General features: G+C 64.5%; 22 protein-coding genes and 1 pseudogene. 20 read left to right on the top strand and 3 right to left on the bottom strand.

What is annotated here, in order from left to right:
• Positions 1–13 precede the first annotated feature (13 nt).
• The 16 genes from QME24_RS07520 (at position 14) to QME24_RS07445 (ending at position 14597) form a co-directional block, all read left to right on the top strand.
• Entirely contained in the window at positions 14–1432 is a 1419-nt protein-coding gene (locus tag QME24_RS07520) for an FAD-dependent oxidoreductase (RefSeq protein ID WP_009684959.1), read from the top strand.
• Positions 1433–1626: 194 nt separating this feature from the next.
• The gene (hemE, locus tag QME24_RS07515) at positions 1627–2691 is read left to right on the top strand and encodes a uroporphyrinogen decarboxylase (RefSeq protein WP_054904621.1); all 1065 of its coding nucleotides are present in this window, start codon (positions 1627–1629) and stop codon (positions 2689–2691) included.
• A gap of 197 nt (positions 2692–2888) precedes the next feature.
• Entirely contained in the window at positions 2889–4352 is a 1464-nt protein-coding gene (gene gbpA, locus QME24_RS07510) for an N-acetylglucosamine-binding protein GbpA (RefSeq protein WP_225624728.1), read from the top strand.
• 51 nt (positions 4353–4403) lie between these two features.
• Positions 4404–4916, top strand: coding sequence for a cytochrome b/b6 domain-containing protein (locus tag QME24_RS07505; RefSeq protein ID WP_280091491.1), 513 nt, complete (start codon positions 4404–4406; stop codon positions 4914–4916).
• A 5-nt stretch (positions 4917–4921) separates the two neighbouring features.
• Positions 4922–5416 (top strand): type II secretion system protein N, encoded by a 495-nt coding sequence (locus QME24_RS07500; RefSeq protein WP_235768187.1) that lies wholly within the window; start codon positions 4922–4924, stop codon positions 5414–5416.
• The gene (gene gspD / locus QME24_RS07495; protein ID WP_280091492.1) at positions 5413–7254 is read left to right on the top strand and encodes a type II secretion system secretin GspD; all 1842 of its coding nucleotides are present in this window, start codon (positions 5413–5415) and stop codon (positions 7252–7254) included. The genes QME24_RS07500 and gspD overlap by 4 nt, the downstream gene beginning before the upstream one ends.
• Positions 7251–8714, top strand: a complete 1464-nt coding sequence (gene gspE, locus QME24_RS07490; RefSeq protein WP_154211592.1) for a type II secretion system ATPase GspE — start codon at positions 7251–7253, stop codon at positions 8712–8714. Before gspD ends, gspE begins: the two co-directional genes overlap by 4 nt.
• A gap of 1 nt (position 8715) precedes the next feature.
• Complete coding sequence (gene gspF / locus QME24_RS07485; RefSeq protein WP_281690799.1) at positions 8716–9921, top strand: type II secretion system inner membrane protein GspF; 1206 nt, start codon at positions 8716–8718, stop codon at positions 9919–9921.
• A gap of 1 nt (position 9922) precedes the next feature.
• Complete coding sequence (gene gspG / locus QME24_RS07480) at positions 9923–10369, top strand: type II secretion system major pseudopilin GspG (RefSeq protein ID WP_009684967.1); 447 nt, start codon at positions 9923–9925, stop codon at positions 10367–10369.
• Positions 10366–10830, top strand: a complete 465-nt coding sequence (gene gspH / locus QME24_RS07475; RefSeq protein ID WP_054904614.1) for a type II secretion system minor pseudopilin GspH — start codon at positions 10366–10368, stop codon at positions 10828–10830. Before gspG ends, gspH begins: the two co-directional genes overlap by 4 nt.
• Positions 10808–11191, top strand: a complete 384-nt coding sequence (gene gspI, locus QME24_RS07470) for a type II secretion system minor pseudopilin GspI (protein ID WP_192441218.1) — start codon at positions 10808–10810, stop codon at positions 11189–11191. The genes gspH and gspI overlap by 23 nt, the downstream gene beginning before the upstream one ends.
• The gene (gene gspJ / locus QME24_RS07465; protein ID WP_280091494.1) at positions 11178–11756 is read left to right on the top strand and encodes a type II secretion system minor pseudopilin GspJ; all 579 of its coding nucleotides are present in this window, start codon (positions 11178–11180) and stop codon (positions 11754–11756) included. Before gspI ends, gspJ begins: the two co-directional genes overlap by 14 nt.
• Entirely contained in the window at positions 11753–12610 is an 858-nt protein-coding gene (locus QME24_RS07460) for a type II secretion system protein GspK (protein WP_232892340.1), read from the top strand. The genes gspJ and QME24_RS07460 overlap by 4 nt, the downstream gene beginning before the upstream one ends.
• Positions 12603–13712: a type II secretion system protein GspL gene (gspL, locus tag QME24_RS07455; RefSeq protein ID WP_232892339.1), complete on the top strand. Its 1110-nt coding sequence runs from the start codon at positions 12603–12605 to the stop codon at positions 13710–13712. Before QME24_RS07460 ends, gspL begins: the two co-directional genes overlap by 8 nt.
• On the top strand, positions 13709–14188 hold the full coding sequence (locus QME24_RS07450; protein WP_280091495.1) for a hypothetical protein: 480 nt from the start codon (positions 13709–13711) through the stop codon (positions 14186–14188). The genes gspL and QME24_RS07450 overlap by 4 nt, the downstream gene beginning before the upstream one ends.
• A gap of 61 nt (positions 14189–14249) precedes the next feature.
• Positions 14250–14597, top strand: coding sequence for a NirD/YgiW/YdeI family stress tolerance protein (locus tag QME24_RS07445; RefSeq protein ID WP_047149598.1), 348 nt, complete (start codon positions 14250–14252; stop codon positions 14595–14597).
• A 36-nt stretch (positions 14598–14633) separates the two neighbouring features.
• Here QME24_RS07445 and QME24_RS07440 read toward each other — a convergent pair whose 3' ends face one another.
• A complete protein-coding gene (locus QME24_RS07440) occupies positions 14634–15821 on the bottom strand; it encodes an MFS transporter (RefSeq protein WP_280091498.1) in 1188 nt (395 codons plus the stop codon).
• Between the two features lie 164 nt (positions 15822–15985).
• Here QME24_RS07440 and QME24_RS07435 point away from each other — a divergent pair, with 164 nt between their 5' ends.
• From QME24_RS07435 to QME24_RS07420, 4 genes and pseudogenes are all read left to right on the top strand, one after another.
• Positions 15986–16915, top strand: a complete 930-nt coding sequence (locus tag QME24_RS07435) for a LysR family transcriptional regulator (protein WP_047149597.1) — start codon at positions 15986–15988, stop codon at positions 16913–16915.
• A gap of 16 nt (positions 16916–16931) precedes the next feature.
• Positions 16932–17705, top strand: a complete 774-nt coding sequence (locus QME24_RS07430) for a ParA family protein (protein WP_009684980.1) — start codon at positions 16932–16934, stop codon at positions 17703–17705.
• Positions 17680–17850, top strand: a complete 171-nt coding sequence (locus QME24_RS07425) for a type II toxin-antitoxin system HigB family toxin (RefSeq protein WP_009684981.1) — start codon at positions 17680–17682, stop codon at positions 17848–17850. Before QME24_RS07430 ends, QME24_RS07425 begins: the two co-directional genes overlap by 26 nt.
• Positions 17840–18195, top strand: a pseudogene (locus QME24_RS07420) (transcriptional regulator). The gene QME24_RS07425 and the pseudogene QME24_RS07420 overlap by 11 nt, the downstream one beginning before the upstream one ends.
• Positions 18196–18198: 3 nt before the next feature.
• Here QME24_RS07420 and trxC read toward each other — a convergent pair.
• Positions 18199–18633, bottom strand: a complete 435-nt coding sequence (gene trxC / locus QME24_RS07415) for a thioredoxin TrxC (protein ID WP_054904607.1) — start codon at positions 18631–18633, stop codon at positions 18199–18201.
• A 78-nt stretch (positions 18634–18711) separates the two neighbouring features.
• Entirely contained in the window at positions 18712–20172 is a 1461-nt protein-coding gene (gene selO, locus QME24_RS07410) for a protein adenylyltransferase SelO (RefSeq protein ID WP_054906262.1), read from the bottom strand.
• Positions 20173–20278 lie beyond the last annotated feature (106 nt).

Below are 20278 nucleotides of genomic sequence, written 5' to 3'. Positions count from 1 at the left end.
GAGGTTTTGAAAAATGGCTGAACGTCTGAACAACGACTTCCAGTTCATCGAAGTGGGCCGCAAGGACCCGAAGAAAAAGCTGCTGCGCCAGCGCAAGAAAGAGTTCGTGGAAATCTACGAGCCGTTCAAGCCGCAGCAGTCCGTGGAGCAGGCGCACCGTTGCCTGGGCTGCGGTAACCCGTACTGCGAGTGGAAGTGCCCGGTGCACAACTTCATCCCCAACTGGTTGAAGCTGGTTTCCGAAGGCAACATCCTGGCGGCGGCGGAGCTGTCGCACCAGACCAACACCCTGCCCGAAGTGTGCGGCCGGGTGTGCCCGCAAGACCGCCTGTGCGAGGGTGCCTGCACCCTGAACGACGGCTTTGGTGCGGTGACCATCGGCTCGGTGGAGAAGTACATCACCGATACCGCCTTTGCCATGGGCTGGCGCCCGGACATGTCCAAGGTCAAGCCCACCGGCAAGCGCGTCGCCATCATTGGCGCAGGCCCTGCTGGCCTGGGCTGCGCCGACGTGCTGGTGCGCGCCGGGGTGACCCCGGTGGTATTCGACAAGAACCCGGAAATCGGTGGCCTGCTGACCTTCGGTATTCCCGAGTTCAAGCTGGAAAAGAGCGTGCTCAGCAACCGCCGCGAAGTGTTCACCGGCATGGGTATCGAGTTCCGCCTCAATACCGAGGTGGGCAAGGACGTGACCATGGAACAACTGCTCGCCGAGTACGACGCAGTGTTCATGGGCATGGGTACCTACACCTACATGAAGGGTGGCTTCCCGGGTGAGGACCTGCCGGGCGTGCATGACGCGCTGGACTTCCTGATTGCCAACGTCAACCGCAACCTGGGCTTCGAGAAGTCGCCTGAAGACTTCATCGACATGCAGGGCAAGAAGGTTGTGGTGCTGGGCGGTGGCGACACTGCCATGGACTGCAACCGTACCTCGATCCGCCAGGGTGCCAAGGCGGTGACCTGCGCCTATCGCCGTGACGAAGCCAACATGCCGGGTTCGCGCAAAGAGGTGAAGAACGCCAAGGAAGAAGGCGTGAAGTTCCTCTACAACCGCCAACCCATCGCCATTGTCGGCGAGGACAAGGTCGAGGGTGTGAAGGTGGTCGAAACCCGCCTGGGCGAGCCGGATGCCCGTGGCCGTCGCAGCCCCGAGCCGATTCCGGGTTCCGAGGAAATCCTGCCGGCCGATGCCGTGGTGATCGCCTTTGGCTTCCGCCCAAGCCCGGCGCCGTGGTTCGAGCAGCATGACATCCAGCTGGACAGCCAGGGCCGTGTGGTGGCGCCGGAGAAGGGCAAGTTCAAGCACCAGACCAGCAACCCGAAAGTGTTTGCCGGTGGCGACATGGTGCGCGGTTCGGACCTGGTGGTGACGGCGATCTTCGAAGGGCGCACTGCTGCTGAGGGTATCCTGGACTACCTGGAAGTCTGATTCTCGACCTGTTCGCGGGCACGCCCGCTGCCACGGGGTTCGGCGCAGAACCTGTGGGAGCGGGCGTGCCCGCGAAGCTTTTGTATACAAAAACGCTTGATCTGTGGCATCCAATAGACAAAACGCATGGCCATGGCCGTGCCTTTTGCGCTGGCGTCTGAGAAAATGCCCGCACTATTTTTCCGGATGCCGACATGACTGCCCTGAAGAACGATCGTTTCCTGCGTGCACTGCTCAAGCAACCCGTAGACGTCACCCCGGTGTGGATGATGCGCCAGGCCGGGCGCTACCTGCCGGAGTATCGCGCCAGCCGTGCCAAGGCAGGCGATTTCATGAGCCTGTGCATGAACCCGCAGTTCGCCTGCGAGGTTACCTTGCAGCCGCTGGACCGCTACCCGCTGGACGCGGCGATCCTGTTCTCCGACATCCTCACCATCCCCGATGCCATGGGCCTGGGCCTGTACTTCGAAACCGGCGAAGGCCCGCGTTTCAGGAAGGTCGTCAGTACCCCGGCCGATATCGAAGCCCTGCCGGTTCCCGACCCGCAAAAAGACCTGGGCTACGTGATGGATGCGGTCAGCACCATCCGCCGCGAACTCAACGGCCGCGTTCCGCTCATCGGTTTTTCCGGTAGCCCCTGGACCCTGGCCACCTACATGGTCGAAGGCGGTTCGTCGAAGGACTTCCGCAAGACCAAGGCCATGGCCTATGACAACCCGCAAGCGCTGCACCTGCTGCTGGACAAGCTGGCCCAGTCGGTGACCAGCTACCTCAACGGGCAGATCCTTGCCGGTGCCCAGGCCGTGCAGATCTTCGACACCTGGGGCGGCAACCTGTCAGCGGCGGCCTACCAGGAGTTCTCCCTCGCCTACATGCGCAAGATCGTCAGCGGCCTGATCCGCGAGCACGAAGGGCGCAAGGTGCCGGTCATCCTGTTCACCAAGAACGGTGGCCTGTGGCTTGAAAGCATCGCCGAGGCCGGTGCCGATGCCCTGGGCCTGGACTGGACCTGTGACATTGGCGACGCCCGTCGCCGTGTGGGCGACAAGGTGGCCTTGCAGGGCAACATGGACCCGACCGTGCTGTACGCCAAGCCAGAGGCCATCCGCCAGGAAGTGGCGCGCATCCTGGCCAGCTACGGCCACGGCAACGGCCACGTGTTCAACCTGGGCCACGGCATCACCCCGGAAGTCGACCCGGAGCATGCAGGCGTGTTCATCAACGCGGTGCACGAGCTGTCGGCGCAATACCACGTTTGAGTTTCCAGGCTCCCCGAACCAGGGTTTGGGGAGCCTGTGCCTGCCGCTGCCGTGCATTTCCGAAAATGTGCCGAACGTTCAGCCGTATTCCTACATATAGGCACAGATGTTTCTTCTAATGTCCGACCTCCCTTGAGCAGAGGGCACATTCGCCGCGCGTGAATGTGCCCTTTTGCATTCAACCTTCGGAGTTCGTGATGAATACAACAAAAACCCTGCGCAGAAGCGTTGTTGCCACCGGTGTGTGGATGGCTATCGCAGGTGCAGGTTTGCAGGTTCAGGTTGCCCAGGCACACGGCCATCTGGCTGACCCGCCTTCACGTGCAGCGCTGTGCCATGCCAACCACAAGAACCTGAACAGCAACTGTGGCGGCGCTCAGTACGAACCGTGGTCGGTCGGTGAGGCCATTGGGCGTTTCCCGGCGGCCGGCCCTGTTGATGGGAAAATTGCCAGCGGTGGTGTCCGTGGCGATTTCGGTGCCCTCGACGAGCAGTCGGCCAACCGCTGGCATCTGACCCCCATCGTTGACCGGAACATTCAGTTCGACTGGCATTACCAGGCGCCGCACCCGGTAACCACGTGGGAATACTTCATCACCAAAGCCGACTGGAACCCCAATACCGCACTGAGCCGCGCCTCGTTCGACGACGCGCCGTTCTGTGTAGTCGATGGCAACAACCAGGTGCCTGCCAGCGGCACTGGCACCAACCCCAAGCATAGCTGCACCTTGCCAGCCGACCGTGCAGGACAGCACGTGATCCTGGGTGTCTGGAAAGTGGGGGATACCGACAAGGCCTTCCATAGCGTGGCTGACGTCGATATTCAACTGGACGGCGGGCCTGCGCCCGAATGGCCGCGCCTGGCCGAGATCAGCGCCAGCCGAGACCTTGAAGTGGGCGACCAGGTGACGGCCCGCGCATTCGATGCCAATGGCGAGCGTCCGTCGCACCATGTGAGCGTCACCATTGACAACGCCGAAGAAGGTATCGCTGCCAACTGGGCTTACAAGCTCGCCAGGCAGATCAACGAAACCCAGACGCTGGTCCGTGCCGGGCAAATGGATGCCGACGGCAACATCGAGCCTGTCCAGGGCTCCAACAGCATCTTCGCCAAAGCCGAAAGTGGCCTGACCAACTACATCCTCGACTTCAAGGCCGCTGCCGGTGAGCCCGCCACCCTGCACCTGCATGATGTCAAACCTGAGTACACCATCGCTGATGGCCAGAGTAGCGTGGACTTTACCGTCATGACCAACAAGGCCTTGACCGTATCGGCGCGGCTGTTCGACGCCAGCAACAAGCAGGTCGCCTACGCACGGCAACTGGTCAACGGCAGCGCGCCGTTCGCCTTGAACGTCGCCAGCGTGCCAGGTGAGCACACCCTCAAGGTCGTCGGCGTGGACAAGCGCGAGCGCGAGCTGCTGCAGGATGAGCGCACGGTCCAGCTAAAGGCGTCGGGTGACGGCTCGTACGACTTTGTCTTCCCGGAGTCGCTGTCCAGCTACCAGGCCGGCACCAAGGTACTGCAGCCCAAGAATGGCAAGGTCTACGAGTGCCAGCCCTTCCCGAACTCGGGTTACTGCGTGCAGTACTCCGCCAATGCCGCCCAGTTCGAGCCAGGTACCGGCTCTCACTGGAACATGGCCTGGACCGAGAAGTAATGCAGCACACCTGGCCCCTCGACGGGGGGCCAGGCCCTTCGAGTACTGTTTATGCAAGCACGAAAATATGCCTGGCAGCAGATCCTCCTGCACTGGGTCTCTGCCTTGGTCATCATTTGGGTACTGCTCAGCGGCTTCTACGTGGCGCACCTGAACGTCACCCCGACCACGTTTCACTTGGTTGCGTTCGTCAACGTGGCCTTGACCACCCTGTTCATCCCGATATTCCTGCTGCGCTGGCTGCTGCGGCGGACCCTGTTCAAACCCGGCAGCCTGGAGGGTGCAGCCAGGGGCGAGCGGATCGCCCATCTTGTCCATGAAGGTTTGTACTGGACCACCGCGATCGTGCTGCTGTCCGGCGTATTGATGATGGACCGGCCCATCGACGTGTTCGGCTGGTTCACCCTCGCGCCGCTGTTGGGCGAACCGTTCTGGCACGGCCTGTGGTTCAAGGTCCACATCTGCGCGTGCCTGCTGCTGGCCCTGGGCGTGTCGGTGCACATTGCTGCCGTGGTGCTGCATGAACTGGCCGGCCGCCGTGTACTGCGGCGCATGCTGCCCTGATTCGGATGAAGCGCTCATCGCATGTGATCTGGCTGGCGCTGGTACTGGTAACGCTTGCCGGGCTGATAGCGCGGGAACGGCTGTATCCGTTAACTGCGCCCCCGCTGCTGCCGGCCTCGGCGCTGGCCACGGCAGCCGCCCCGGAGCAACCGTTCTCGACGACCGCCCTGGCCTTGGCATTCGGCTTTCAGCCTGAGCGCCAGCGGTCTAGCCGGGCGGACATCACGCTCAAGGCCTGCTTCGTATCCAGCCAGGGCGGGGCGCGGGCGTTGGTGAAAAGCGCTGGGGGCGAGACTGTCTACCGGGTGGGTGAGCGGATTGCGGGCCACGGTGTGCTGCGCCGTATCGATGTGCGCTCCATCGTGCTGTGGGTCGACGGCCGCGAGGAAGTCGTGGCGTTGGCTACCCCTGGCCCCAGCGTTTTTCTGCCCATGGGGGCGGCCCCTCGCCCGCGCCCGGTTTCTGATCCTTCATCCCGCCTGTTGCGGGAGGTGCAATGACTTTCAAGCGATATTTGCAAGGCGCCTCGTTCGGCGCCTGTTTGACCCTGTGCTGTTCCCTGGCGCTGGCTGAAATGCCCACCTGGCAACTGGCGATGAGCGATGCCGACGTACGCGAGGTGGTGCGTGAGGTAGGGGAAATCCTCGACCAGACCATCATCCTCGACCCCCGCGTGCAGGGGCGCATCACCGTGCTTTCCAACGAAGCCCTGGACCGCGAAGGCATACGCCGGCTGTTCTACTCCGTGCTCAATGCCCAGGGCTTTGCCGCCGTGAATGATGGCGACCGTTTGCTGGTGCTGCCGGCCAGCGAAGCCAAGGCCTGGGCCAACCAACAGGTGGAGGCCATACCGGCCGCGTTCACCACGCGCGTCTTTACCTTGTCGGGCAGCGTCGCTGCCGACCTGGCCGGCCTGTTGCGGCCGTTGGTGTCCAGCAGCGGCTACATTGGCCCCTCCAGCTCGGCCAACGCCTTGGTGGTGACCGACTCTGCAGCCAACCTTGAACGCTTGGAGAGCCTGGTCTTGCAGCTGGACAGCGGCCAGCGGCACGACTATGAGCTGGTGACCCTGCATAACGCCCAGACCGAGGCCGTGTTCGCCGTGGTCGAAGCGGCGGCCGGGGGGCCGGACAGCGGTGTGCAGGTGGTGGCCGACGCCAACGGTAGCCGCCTGCTGATCCTCGGCCCGGCCAAGTCCAGGCAGCGCCTGGCACAACTGACCCGTTCGCTGGATGTGGCGGCACCCGCCACCGCGCAGAACTGGCGTGTGGTGCGCTTGCAGCACAGTAACGCCGAGCAGCTTGCCGACGTGCTGGGTGAGGTGGGCAAGCGCCTGGATGGCGCGCCGGGCACCCGTGACTTGGGCGCCAACCTCACTGGCGACGCCGTGGTCAAGGCCGATGCCGACCAGAATGCGCTGGTGCTGCTGGGCGAGCCGCAGACACTGGACAGCGTCGAGCAGATCATCCAGCAATTGGACCAGCCACGGGCACAGGTCCTCATCCATGCGGCAATCGTCGAAGTCAGCGGCAGCATCGATGAAGCGTTGGGTGTGCAGTGGGGCGTGGGCACCGGCGGGCTCAACGGCGGGGTCACGTTCAGCGAAAGTGGCACCGGGCTGGCCGACCTGCTGGGCAAGGAGGCCAAGCTGCCGGGTGGCGCTGCCCTGGCCATTGGCACGGACCGTTTTGCCGCGCTGATATCGGCCTTGGCCAGCAGCAGCCGCAGCAACCTGTTGTCCACGCCAAGCCTGTTGACCCTGGACAACCAGGAGGCGCATATCCTGGTGGGGCAGAACGTCGCCTTCAAGACCGGCTCCTACGTTACCCCCGGCAGTGGTTCGGAGAACCCGTTCACCACGGTCGAACGCAAGGATATCGGTATCAGCCTGAAGGTGCGCCCGCACATCAATGAGGGGCAAAGCCTGCGCCTGGAGGTCGAGCAGGAAAGCTCCGAAATCGCGCCGAGCACGGCCGAGAACGACCTGGTCACCAACAAGCGTACGCTCAAGAGCACCATCCTGGCCGCCGACGGCGAGATCATCGTGATTGGCGGCCTGATCAAGGACAGCATGCGCAAGGTCGAGCGTGGGGTACCGTTGCTCAGCCGCATTCCGTGGCTTGGCGGTCTGTTCCGCTGGCGCAGCGACATTCAGGAGAAAACCAACCTGATGGTCTTCCTGCGCCCGACCATTTTGCGTAGCCAGGCGGAGCGGGTCGAGGTAGGGCGCAGGGCCTACGACGGGGTGCGCGCAGCCGATGATTCGCCCTTGCCGGCTGATGCTCAGCGCCTGTTCGAGCCACGTCGCTTGCCAAGCGCGCAAGTGCCACAGCCATGAGCCCTGAGCTGCCATTCGGCTTTGCCCGGCGTCACGGGATCCTGCTCGACCGCCAGGCGCCCGAGCCGGTGCTGATGATGCGAGAAGGCGCGTCCCTGGCCGCCCTGGCCGAAGCCTGCCGCTTGCTGGGCAATACCTGGCCGCTGCGCCAGGTGAGCGAAGCCGACTTCGCCGAGCGCCTGGCCAGTTGCTACGGCCTGGGTGGGGATGCCGCGCAATCGATCGTCCAGGGCCTGGACCAGGAAATCGACCTGCCACGGCTGGCCGAGGCCTTGCCGCAAACCAGCGACCTGCTCGAACAGCAAGACGATGCGCCGATCATCCGCCTGCTCAATGCCCTGTTCAGCGAAGCGGTGCGCTCGCGGGCCTCGGATATCCACCTGGAAACTTTCGAGCATCAGCTGCGCGTGCGCATGCGCATCGACGGCGTCATGCGCGAAGTGCTGTCACCCCCACGGGAGCTTTCTGCCCTGCTGGTTTCGCGTATCAAGGTCATGGCGCGCCTGGACATCGCCGAGAAGCGCGTGCCCCAGGACGGTCGTATCAGCCTGCGCCTGGCTGGCCATGAAGTCGACGTGCGCGTTTCGACCCTGCCTGCCACCCATGGCGAGCGGGTGGTGCTGCGGTTGCTGGACAAGCAGGCCGTGCGCCTGGACATCGACCACATGCAGATGCCGGCGGCTGTGCGTGCTGGCTTCATGAGCATGCTGGAAAAGCCACACGGCATTTTCCTGGTCACCGGCCCAACCGGCTCGGGCAAGACCACCACCTTGTACACCGCGCTTGCGTACCTGAACCAGGAGTCGCGCAATATCCTCACCGTGGAGGACCCGATCGAGTACCACCTGGCCGGCATCGGGCAAACCCAGGTCAACCCCAAGGTCGACATGACCTTCGCCCGTGGCCTGCGCGCCATTCTGCGTCAGGACCCGGACGTGGTCATGGTGGGCGAAATCCGCGACAAGGAAACCGCCAACATCGCGGTGCAGGCGTCGCTGACGGGCCACCTGGTACTTTCCACCCTGCACACCAACAGCGCGCTGGGCGCAATCACGCGGCTTGCCGACATGGGCATCGATACTTGCCTGCTGGCTTCGTCGCTGGCCGGGGTGATGGCCCAGCGCCTGGTACGCCGGCTCTGCCCGCACTGCAAGGTGGCCTGCGAGGTGGACCAGGCCATGGCCAGCGCCTTGGGCAACCCTGCCGGGCTGCCCGCGCAGCTTTACCAGGCGCAGGGCTGCAATGAATGCCAGGCGGGCTACAGTGGGCGCCTGGCCTTGCACGAGATGGTGGTGGTCAAGCCTGCACTGGCTCAGGCGATCCACACCCAGGCATCCCAGGCCGCCATGCATGAACTGATTCGCCAGGACACGCCGAGCCTGTTCCAGCACGGTGTTCAGCGTGTCTGCCAAGGGCAGACCAGCTTGGCAGAACTGCTGCGCGTGACCGGGCAGGACTGACATGCAGCTGTTTCGCTATCAGGCCCAGGATGCCAAGGGCGCCCGCCAGCGCGGTACGCTGGAAGCCCCAGGGGCGCGTCAGGCTCGGCAAACCTTGCGCGAGCAAGGCTGGCAGGTGCTGAAACTGCGCCCCGTGCCGCGGTCACTGCTGGCGGGCGTGCTGAACCGTAGCGGTTTGAGCCTGACCCGGCGCTCGCTGCTGACCCGCCAGCTGGCGACCCTGCTGCAGGCCGGGCTGCCGTTGACCGAAGCCTTGCAGGCGGTTGCCGAGCAAGGCACCCGGCGCCAGGAGCGGCAGGTGTTGCGCGGCGTGGCAGAGCGGGTTGCCGAAGGCCATGCCCTGGCCCAGGCGCTGGCCCATTACCCGCGGGCGTTCCCGGTCATCTACCGGGCCACCGTGGCCGCTGCGGAGCGCTCCGGGCGCTTGGCGGACGTGCTCGAACGTTTGGCCGCGCATGGCGAGGACGAGCAAGCCTTGCGGCAGAAAGTGCAGCTGGCCATGGTCTACCCGGTGATTCTGCTGGCCGTCTCGTTGCTGGTGGTGGGGTTTCTGCTGGGCTATGTCGTGCCTGATGTGGTGCAGGCATTCTCCCGCGACCAGGCGCGCCTGCCGTTGGCCACGCAAGTGCTGATTGCCCTGAGCGATGCCGCCAACCAGTACGGCCTGGCAGCGCTCACGCTGCTGCTGGCCGGCATTGCTCTGGGCGCGTGGGCCCTGCAACAACCGCCATGGCGTAGCCGGTGGCATGCCTTGGCACTGCGCCTGCCAGGTTATGGCGAATTCGCGCGGGCCAGCGAGGCGGCGCGGTTCATCAGCACCTTGGCGATCCTGGGGCGCAGCGGCGTGGCCTTGGTAGAAGCGATGAACATCGCTACGGCGGTGATCGGCAACCTCACCCTGCGCGAGCGTCTGCTGCAGGCCGCCCGCGAGCTGGCCGAGGGCAGCGCCTTGGCCAGTTGCCTGACACGCAGCGACACCCTGCCACCGCTCATGCTGCACATGATCGCCAGCGGCGAACGCGCCGGTGAACTGGACACCATGCTTGAACGTGCCGCAGACCTCCAGGCCAGGCAACTGGCAGGGCGTATCGCGCTGCTGGTGAGCCTCTGCGAACCCCTGATGCTGCTGGTGATGGGGGGCATCGTGCTGTTCATCGTGCTGGCCATCCTGCTGCCGATCCTCAACCTCAACCAACTGGTCAACTGACATGTCCCTTCGTGCTACACGCCACGCGCAACGTGGCTTCACACTCATCGAAATCATGGTGGTGGTCATCATCCTGGGCGTGCTTGGCGCGCTGGTACTGCCCAACGTGATGAGCCGTCCCGACCATGCCAAGCTGACCGCGGCCCGCACCGACCTGCAGTCGATCGCCACCGCGCTGGAAATCTATCGGCTGGACAACGGCCGTTATCCAACGTCCGCGCAGGGCCTGGACGCCTTGGTCACACGCCCCAGCGTGGCGCCATTGCCGCGCAACTGGAGTGCCCAGGGCTATCTGAAGCGTACGCCTACCGACCCTTGGGGCTCGCCTTACCAGTACGTGAACCCGGGCAGCCGTTCGAACCAGGGGTATGACCTTTACTCGCTGGGTGCCGACGGGCAGCCGGGCGGCGAACAGATGGATGCCGATATCGGCAACTGGTCTGAATGAAACGGCCCCGCGCGCAAGGCTTCACACTGCTGGAACTGTTGCTGGTCCTGCTGCTGCTGAGCATCGTCATGGGCATGGCGGGGCTCGGTATCGGGCGCGACCCGCAGCGCCTGGCCAGCCAGGAGGCCAACCTGTTCCTGCAACTGGTGCAACACGCACGGCAACAGGCTGTGCTGGAGGGCGTGGCGCTGGGTATCCGAATCGACCCGCAAGGCTATCAGCTGCTGAAGGCCCGCGGTGACAGCTGGGAGCCCGCGGGCCAGCAGCGCGATATTGGCCTGGACCTGCGCCTGCAGATCGATGGGCTGCCAGTGCCACCCGCCGTGCCTGGCAAGGCGCCGCAACTGGTGATGTACGGCAATGACGAGCACACGCCGTTTTCCCTGTATTTCGAGGCCGACACCGTGCGCCTGGTCTCCCTGTCGAGCGATGGCCTCAATGCCCCGCAGTTCCAGCCCTGAACGCGGCTTCACCCTGCTCGAGGTGTTGGTGGCGCTGGCGATCTTCGCGGTGCTGGCCGTGGCGGTGAGCACGGCCAGCCAGCGCATACTGGTGCAGTCGCAGGGGTTGCAGGAGCGTCTTTTTGCCAGCTGGGTCGCCGACAACCACCTGCTGGAAATGCGCCTGCAACCGGCCCTGGCGCCCGGCCAGCGCAGTGTGGAGGTGATGTTCGGCCAGCGTCGCTGGACGCTGCAGGAAAGCCGCCGACGGCTGGGCGGGGCTGGCCTGCTGGAGGTCGAGGTGCGCGTGGGCCTTGCGGCCGATCGCCAGGTGTTGCACCAGGCCACCGGGTGGCAGGGGGGCAGCGATGCTTCACGCTAGGCCCCGCCAGCGCGGTTTCACCTTGATCGAACTGCTGCTGGCCATGGCCCTCTTTGCCTTGTTGGCGGTGGGCAGTGCGCGTGTGCTGGATGTGGTCATGCGGGCCGAGCGTGCGCGCCAGGCCCAGGCCGAGCAGTTGCATGCGTTGGGCAGGGCCATGAGCCTGATCCAGCGCGATGCCTTGCAAGGGTATCTGCCGGCGCGCCTGGGCAAGGGCGGTTACGGCATCCTGTTGAACGGCGACCGGGCCCATTGGCTGACCCGCGAACCCGACCACCAGGCGCTCAAGCGCAGCGAACTGAGGGTGGTCGAATACTGGCTCGCCGACGGCGTGCTGTGGCGCCAGCGGCGCACCCAGGGGCAGGGCCAGCCGCGCCCGCAGCGTTTGCTCGAAGGTGTGGGCGAACTGCAGTGGCGCCTGCATGTACCCGGTAGCGGCTGGCAGGCGCATTGGCCAATGGCCCAGCGCCGGGCCCTGCCACCGCAGGCGCTGGAGGTGACCCTGTCCACCCGGCGCTTGGCGCAGATTCGGCGGGTACTGCCGCTTGGCGGGGCCAGCCAGTGAAGCGTCAACGGCAGAAGGGGCTGGCGCTGATTACCGTGCTGCTGGTGATGGCGCTGCTGACGTTATTGGTAGCCGGCATGTTGCACAGCCATCGCCTGCTGCTTGGCGGTGTTGCCCAGCAGCTCGAAGCCACGCGCCTGTTGCGCCTGGCGCAAGCCGGCGAACAACAGGCGCTTGCGAGCCTGCGGGGTGAGGTAGGGGAGATCCTGCAGGTGACCCACGGGCGGCAGGGCTGGGGCCAACCCCGTGTGTTGACCTTGGGCGAAGGCCGGGTGCAACTACAGCTGGAGGACCTTGCAGGGCGCTTCAACCTCGGCGCCCTGACCGCAGGTAAAACCCCCGACCCCTTGCTGCTCGAGCGTTGGCAGCGCCTGTGCCATGCACTGCAGGTGGCGCCGGCGGCCTTGGAGGCGCTGGCGGGCCAGCCGCTGCTGGACCCTACCCAGTTGCGGGCCCTGCCGGGCGTCACTGCCGAGGTGATGGCGCGTTTGCAGCCTTGGGTAGTGGTGTTGCCCAAGGAGGCGCGGCTCAACATCAACACGGCCCCGGCACGCCTGTTGGCAGCACTGGCGGAGTTGTCGCCAGCGGTGGCCGCCGACCTGGTACGGCAACGCCCCAAGGCGGGCTACCCGACGGTGGAGCGTTTTCTGGCCTCTGCGCAATTGGAAGGCGTGGGCGTGAACAGGCGCGGGCTTGCCGTGACCAGCCGCTGGTTTCGCCTGGAGGTGCAGGCACAGCAGGCAGGGAGGCGCATGTACCTGTACAGCGACCTGGAGATCGACTTGAACACGCACCAGGTTCGTGTGGTGCGGCGTGTGTTTACTGCAATGCGGGAGCGAAGAGCAGATGAGTGAAACCTGGCTGTACCTATTGCCCGCGGGCGTTGCGGCGGCCGATGCGCAGTGGCCGGTGTGGCTGCGAGCAGCCGACGGCAGCGTGCGCAAGACGCGTCTGGACGCGCTCGGGGCGACCCTGGCCGGCCCTGTGATCCTTGTCTTGCCGATGGAAATGCTCGGCAGTTGCGAAATCGGCCCCGTGCCAGGCAAGCGGCCGAAGCCTGAAGCATTGGCCTACGCCGCCGAAGAGCAGTTGGCAGCGGCGCTGGAATCGGTGCACCTGGTTTTTGCCGCAGCGGATATGCAAGGGCACCGCCGTGCGCTGGTGATAGAGCGTCAGGTGCTGCGCAATGTCTTGGCCTTGTTGCAAACCCTGGGTATCGACCCGGCCGCGGTCCATGTCGACGCCGACCTGCTGGGTGGCGAGCAGCCCAGTGCACTGTGGCTTGACGGGCGCTGGCTGGTGGGCGGTCGAGGTGGGCCGTGGCTGGTCGCTACGCCCCAGGCAGCCGAAATCGTGGCACGGCAATTGCCGCCGATGGCCTGGCAGGCGGCCGCTGCCGATGGCGGGCAACCGCTGGTCAACCACAGGGTCGACAATGCCTTCCAGACCTTGCTGCAAGGGCGAGCCAAGGCGCTGGACCTGCGCCAGGGGCCATTCCGCCGTCAGCGCCTGGCGTTACCCTGGTCGGCGTTGGCGGGCGCAGGGCTGCTGGGCTTCGCCATGCTGTGCGTGGCCGATCATTGGCGTGTCGAGGGGCTGTTGCAGCGCGTGGCTCAACAACATGCCGAAAACGTTCAGGCATTCCAGCGGTGGGCGCCTGGGCAGCCCGTCACCGGTGACCTGGCGGTGCGCGTCAGGGCGTTGCAGGCCGGCCCTCGTGCGACCACCCGCATGGAAGGCCTGGCGGCCGTCGCGCAGCCGCTGGTGGAAACCGGCAACATCACCCTCGAGCGGGCCGCGTTCAGCCCGGCGCAAGGGTGGCGAATGGATGTGCTGGCCCTAGGGTTCGATGACCTCGAGCGCTTGCGCCTGCTGGCCCCTGCCGTGCTGATGGACCAGGCCCGGCAGACCGCCCAAGGGGTGCGGGCAACCCTGACCTGGAGCGGGACTCGATGAAGCGCAGGTTTGAGCAGGCCCTTGCTCGCCAATGGCAAACGCTACCTGCCACTCGCCGGGCACTGATCAGGGTCACGCTATGGGGTGTGGCCATGCTGGTGCTCTGGCAACTGGCCTGGGTGCCTGGCAAGCAGCGCTTGCTGCAGGCCGAGCTTGCCCGTGGGCAGGCGCTGGAGCTGGCCGGGCAGTTGCAGCAGGTGGCGTCAGCGCCGGTCGGGGGGCGCAAAGCGGTGCGGGCACTGACGCCCGCCGCGCTCAATGAGCGTGCCTTGGCCGCCGGTTTGCGCGTTGTCGCGCTGCAGGCTCGGGCCACGCAGCTCGACGTCAGCCTCGAAGGCCAGCCCACGGCAGTGCTGAGCTGGCTGCACACGCTGGAACGTGACGGCGCACAGCTGCGCAGTGTGCAGCTACAGGTGACTGGCGCGCAGTTGCAGGTGCAGCTGGCGCTGGAACTGGACGAAGCCTGGGGCGATTAAGATTGGATTCAGCCAGCTTCGGTAGGCTGTTCCCATCCAAACCGAAACAGGACCTGCCTCCATGAAAACCCGTTACCTTGCCCTGATCCTCGCCCCGCTGTTCAGCACTGCTGCCCTGGCTGCCGGCTATACCGGCCCGGGTGCACAAGCGGTAACCACCGTGGCCGCTGCGAACGATGCCGCCGATGACACGCCGGTGGTGCTGCAGGGCTTCGTCACCAAGAAGATCAACAACGACGACAAATACGAATTCAAGGACAACACCGGCACCATCACCGTGGAAATCGATGATGAAGACCTGCCACCGACGCCATTCAACGACAAGACTAAGGTCAAGCTGACCGGTGAGGTGGAGAAACACCTGATGAGCCGTGAAGTGGATGTGGATATCGTCGAAATCATCAACTGATTCCCGGGCCAGGTCGCGGGCGTGCCCGCGAATGCCTCACGCCGACTTAGGTGGTAACTTGCTCAGGTGTAGCGCCACCAGCAACGCCACTGCCAGCAAGCTGCCTATGAACAGGCCGATGCCATTCCAGCCCCATTGGTGCCAGAACACCCCGCCCGCCGTACCGGCCACGCTCGAGCCGGCGTAATAGCTGAACAGGTACAGCGACGACGCCTGCCCTTTGGCCTTCAGCGCCCGCCGGCCGATCCAGCTACTGGCCACCGAGTGCGCGCCAAAGAAGCCGAAGGTGAACACCAGCATGCCCACGATCACCATGGCCAGTGGGCTGGCCAGGGTCATCAGCAAACCACACGCCATGACCACGATGCTGGCCCAGAACACCTTGCGTCGGCCCAGCTTGTCCGCCAAGGCGCCGACCTGCGCCGAGCTGTAGATGCCGGACAGGTACACCACCGACAGCAAGCCGACCAGTGCCTGGTTCATGTGGTAGGGCTCGGCCAGCAGGCGGTAGCCGATGTAGTTGAACAGGGTGACGAAGGCACCCATCAGCAGGAAGGCCTCCAGGAACAGCCAGGGCAGGCCGGCATCCTTGAAATGCATGACGAACCCGTCCAGGAGGCTGCGCGGGCTCATCGTTTGCGGGCGGAAATTGCGTGACTCCGGCAGCACCTTCCAGAACACCACGGCGGCGCCCAGGGCCAGGCCACCGATGGTCAGCATGGCTGTGTGCCAGCTGACGAAGTCGATCAACACGCCAGTGATCAGCCGCCCGCTCATGCCGCCAATGGCGTTGCCGCCGATGTACAGGCCCATGGCCAGGCCAATGTGCTGGGGGTGGATCTCTTCGCTCAGGTAGGTCATGGCCACTGCTGCCAGGCCGCTCAGCGACAGGCCGACCAGCGCGCGGGTGGCCAGCACCAGTTCCCAGCTCGGCATCACCGCGCTGGCCAGGGTGGAGAGCGCGGCGCACACCAGGGCGAACACCATCACCGGCTTACGGCCGATGCGGTCCGAGATCGGACCGGTTACAAGCAGGCCGAACGCCAACATCGCGGTCGACACCGACAGCACCAGGCTGCTCTGTGCGGCGTTGATGGCGAATTCTTTAGACAGCAACGGCATCATCGGCTGTACGCAATACAGCAGGGCGAAGGTAGCGAAGCCGCCGCTGAACAGGGCCAGCACGGTCTTCATGAAGGCGGGGGTGCCTTTTTCGATCCACATGTCGGTCAAGGTGGCAGGTTCGAGTTGGATGGGCTGCGCGGCTACAGCAGTTTTCACGGCGGGTACCTCTGGTGCAATGAAAAAAGCATATAGCTGGCTAATGATTAGATCCAATATATTGTTCGACCTATTTAAGACGTTGTGCGACTTGTTTGGAGCGAACCATGGAACTGCGCCATCTGCGTTATTTCATTGCCGTGGCAGAAGAGCTGCACTTCGGCCGCGCCGCCCAGCAACTGGGCATTTCGCAACCGCCGCTGAGCCAGCAGATCCAGGCGCTGGAACAGGAGCTGGGGGCGCGCTTGTTCGAGCGCACCAACCGCCGGGTCGAGCTGAGCGAGGCAGGCCGGCTGTTCCTGGGCGAGGCGCGTCAGGTGCTGGCGCAGGTGGAGAAGGCGGCGGATGTGGCGCGGCGTGCACAACTGGGTGAATTGGGCGAGATGAAGATCGGCTTTACCTCCTCGGCCCCGTTCACATCGAAGATCCCCAAGGCCATTCATGCCTTTCGCCAGCGCTTCCCCGCAGTGCACCTGAACCTCAAGGAAATGAGCAGCCGCGATGTTGCCGAAGGGGTGTTCGATGAGTCCATCGAAATCGGCCTGATGCGGCCAATGCCGCTGCCGGAAGGGTTGCTGGCCACCGAGCTGTTCCGCGAGCCACTGGTGGCGGTGATCAATGCCTCACACCCGCTGGCCGAAGCCAGCGGGCAAGGCGTGCACATGGCGGCGCTGGCCCATGAGCCGTTCGTGTTCTTCCCGCGCAGCTATGGCAGCGGCTTGCATGCGCAGTTGCTGAGCCTGGCGCGGCAGGCCGGGTTCAGCCCGCATTTTGCCCAGGAGGCAGGGGAGGCGATGACCATCATCGGCCTGGTGTCGGCGGGGTTGGGGGTGTCGGTGCTGCCGGCCTCGTTCCAGCGCATGCGTATCGAAGGGGTGGTGTACCGCACCTTGCTCGACGAGGGGGCGATGACCGCGGTGTGGCTGGTGCAGCGCGAAGGCGGCGGGTCGGCCATGGCCAAGGCGTTTGCGCAGCTGCTTCAGGCGAATAGCACTGGCCATGGCGGCGACACCGCCACATACTCGGGCATTCGTTGAAACACGGAGGTCAACCATGCGGCGCGTGGTGTTCAATCAGAAAGGTGGCGTGGGCAAGTCGAGCATCGCCTGCAACCTGGCGGCGGTCAGTGCCAATGAAGGCTACCGGACCCTGCTGGTCGACCTGGATGCCCAGGCCAACTCGACACAGTACCTCACCGGGCTGACGGGTGAGGATATCCCCATGGGTATCGCCGATTTCTTCAAGCAGAGCCTGTCCAGCGGGCCATTCAGCAAGAAGAACAAGGTGGATATCTATGAAACCCCGTTCGACAACCTGCATGTGGTGACTGCAACGCCTGAACTGGCCGACCTGCAGCCCAAGCTCGAGGCCAAGCACAAGATCAACAAGCTGCGTAAGCTGCTCGATGAGCTAGACGAGGATTACGAGCGGATCTATATCGACACCCCGCCGGCGCTTAATTTTTATGCAGTTTCGGCGCTGATCGCGGCTGACCGTGTGCTGATTCCCTTCGACTGCGACAGCTTTTCGCGCCAGGCCCTGTATGGCCTGCTGGCCGAAATTGAAGACCTCAAGGAAGACCATAACGAAGACCTCGTAGTCGAAGGCATCGTGGTCAACCAGTTCCAGTCGCGTGCCAGCCTGCCGCAGCAGATGCTCGACGAACTGCTGGCCGAAGGGCTGCCGGTGCTGCCGGTGTACCTTGGCAGCTCGGTGAAGATGCGTGAATCGCACCACGCCAGCCTGCCGCTGATTCACCTGGAGCCCAGGCACAAGCTGACACAGCAGTTTGTCGAGTTGCATGATTTGCTGGAGCGCAGCGAGTAGGTATCTAGCCCGCTTCCTTATTGGGGGTAACAAGTACCGGCTTGTGGTTGAGATGCAGTACCGCGCCGGTATCGCCTGGGTGAAGTTCGTCGGTACGCACAAGCGCTATGACGAGATTGACGTGGAGACAATCTGTGAATACTAAGCCGATTAGTAACGAGGACGATCCCCGAGCAGCATTCCAGCGCCTCGAAGCCATTTTTCAGTCTGAAGCGGCACGCCTGAGGCTGATGAAATGGAAGTGCTTGTGACACTGATCGAAGTGTACGAGAACAGGCACTATCCCATTCACCCCGCCAATCCCATCGAGGCTATCAAGTTTTGTATGGATCAGCAGGGGCTCACGCCAAGAGATCTTGAACCGTACATCGGTCCAAGCGGGCGAGTTTCGGAAGTACTGAGCGGGAAGCGCGGGCTGAGCCTTTCCATGATCAAGCGCCTGCATGATGGCCTTCGCATTCCCTATGAGTCGCTGCTGGCAAGCGCTTGAAAACTAAACCCCCTGGCTGCGCACCCACTCCAACAACGCCTGGAGTGGAAACGCCCCGGCCTGGCGGCTGACTTCGCGGCCGTTCTTGAACAGCAGCAGGCTGGGGATCGAGCGGATGCCCAGTTGCCCGGCCAGGTTGCGGTTGGCTTCGCTGTCGAGCTTGGCCAGGCGGCAGCGGCCGGCCAGTTGGCGGGCGGCTTGTTCGAAGGTGGGGGCGAACGATTTGCACGGGCCGCACCAGTCGGCCCAGACATCCACCAACAGCGGTAGGTCGCCTTTGATTTGGCTGGCGTAGCTGGCTTCGGTGAGTTCGAAAGGGGCGCTCAGCAGGACCTGCTGTTTGCAGCGGCCGCATTTCGGCGCGTCGCCCAGGCGCTCGGCAGGCAAGCGGTTGAGGCCGTTGCAGTGGGGGCAGGGGATGACCAGTGGTTCGGACATGTTGGTTCCTCGAGATTATTGGGGCTGCTTTGCAGCCCATCGCGACACAAGGCCGCTCCCACAGGGGGGAAGCGCCAATCAGGAAGAGCAGCTGATTTCCAGGTGCTTGCCCCATTCCGGTGGGCGCTCGGCGTAGGCCTGCATCCCGGGTTGCTCCTCGAAGGGGTTGCTCAGTACCTGGTGCAGCCGCCGCACTTCACTGTAATCCCCCGCTTCAGCTGCCTCGATGGCTTTCTGCGCCAGGTAGTTGCGCAGCACGTACAACGGGTTCACTGCATGCATGCGTTCGCGGCGCCCCTCGGCATTGCCGGCTTCACGCTCGCATCGGGCCAGGTAATCGGCGCCCCAGGCATCGAAGCCGGCCAGGTCGATGAAGTCATTGCGCACCACCTTCAACGCTTCGGCCACCGGTTGCTCGCCCAGCCGGCGGAAGAACAGGTTGTAGTCCACACCACCGCGCTGCATGCACTGCAGCAGGCGCTCGACCAGCGCCATGTCGTCATCCTCAGCCGTGGTCAGGCCCAGGCGCCTGCGCATCAGGTCCAGGTAATGGGCCTGGTACAGTGGCAGGAACAGGCTCAACGCCTGCTTCAACGGCTCCACCTCGACCACCGTGGTCAGCGCCTGGGCCAGCGCGCTGAGGTTCCAGTGGGCGATGGGCACCTGGTTGGCGTAGCTGTAACGACCACGGTCGTCGGAGTGGTTGCAGATGAAATTGGCGTCGAAGTCGTCGAGGAAGGCGTACGGGCCGAAGTCGAAGGTAATGCCGAGGATCGACATGTTGTCGGTATTCATGACCCCGTGGCAGAAGCCATAGGCCTGCCAGCGGGCGATCAGGTCGGCGTTGCGCTCGACGATGGTGCGGAACATCGCCAGGTAAGGTTGCTCGGCGGTGCCGCACTCGGCGTAGTGCTGTTGCAAGACGTGGTCGAGCAGCACCCGTTGCTGCTCAGGCTGCTTGGTGTAGTAGAAATACTCGAAATGACCGAAGCGTACGTGGCTCTGCGCCACGCGGGTGAGCATGGCCGCGCTTTCCCGTGTTTCGCGCCATACCGGGGTGCTCGAGCCGATGACGCACAGCGCGCGGCTAGTGGGAATGTGCAGGGCGTGCAGGGCTTCGGAGGCGAGGAACTCGCGGATCGATGAGCGCAGCACGGCGCGGCCGTCGCCCATGCGCGAGTACGGCGTCTGGCCGGCCCCCTTGAGGTGCAGGTCCCAGTGCTGATTGGCTTCGTTCAGGACCTCGGCCAGCAACAGGCCGCGGCCATCGCCCAGGCGCGGGTTGTACGAGCCGAATTGGTGGCCGGAGTACACCATCGCCCTTGGGTCGGCCTGGTCCCACAGCTTGTGGCCGCTGAACAGTTCGGCGAACAGAGGCAGTTCGGCCTGGGCCGGGTCGAGGTCCAGCAGCGCCATGGCCGACTCGCTCGCCACCACCAGGCGGGGCTCGGCGAGGGGCTCGGGCAGCACCTGGGTAGAAAACGCATCGCCCAGGCGGGCGAAGCGGTTGTCGAAAGTGAGTTGGTCGAGGGCTTTCACGGGCTGCTCCTGGAAGTCGGTGCCATTGGGGCCGCTTTGCGGGGCCCAGCTGTGGGGGCTGGCTTGCCGGCGATCAAGGGCCAAGCCCTCGCAGGCATTCTGGGCG

Source organism: Pseudomonas sp. PARCl1, from assembly GCF_947311875.1.
Classification (GTDB): Bacteria; Pseudomonadota; Gammaproteobacteria; order Pseudomonadales; family Pseudomonadaceae; genus Aquipseudomonas; species Aquipseudomonas juntendi.
This window is presented reverse-complemented; position numbering and strand designations above follow the sequence as displayed.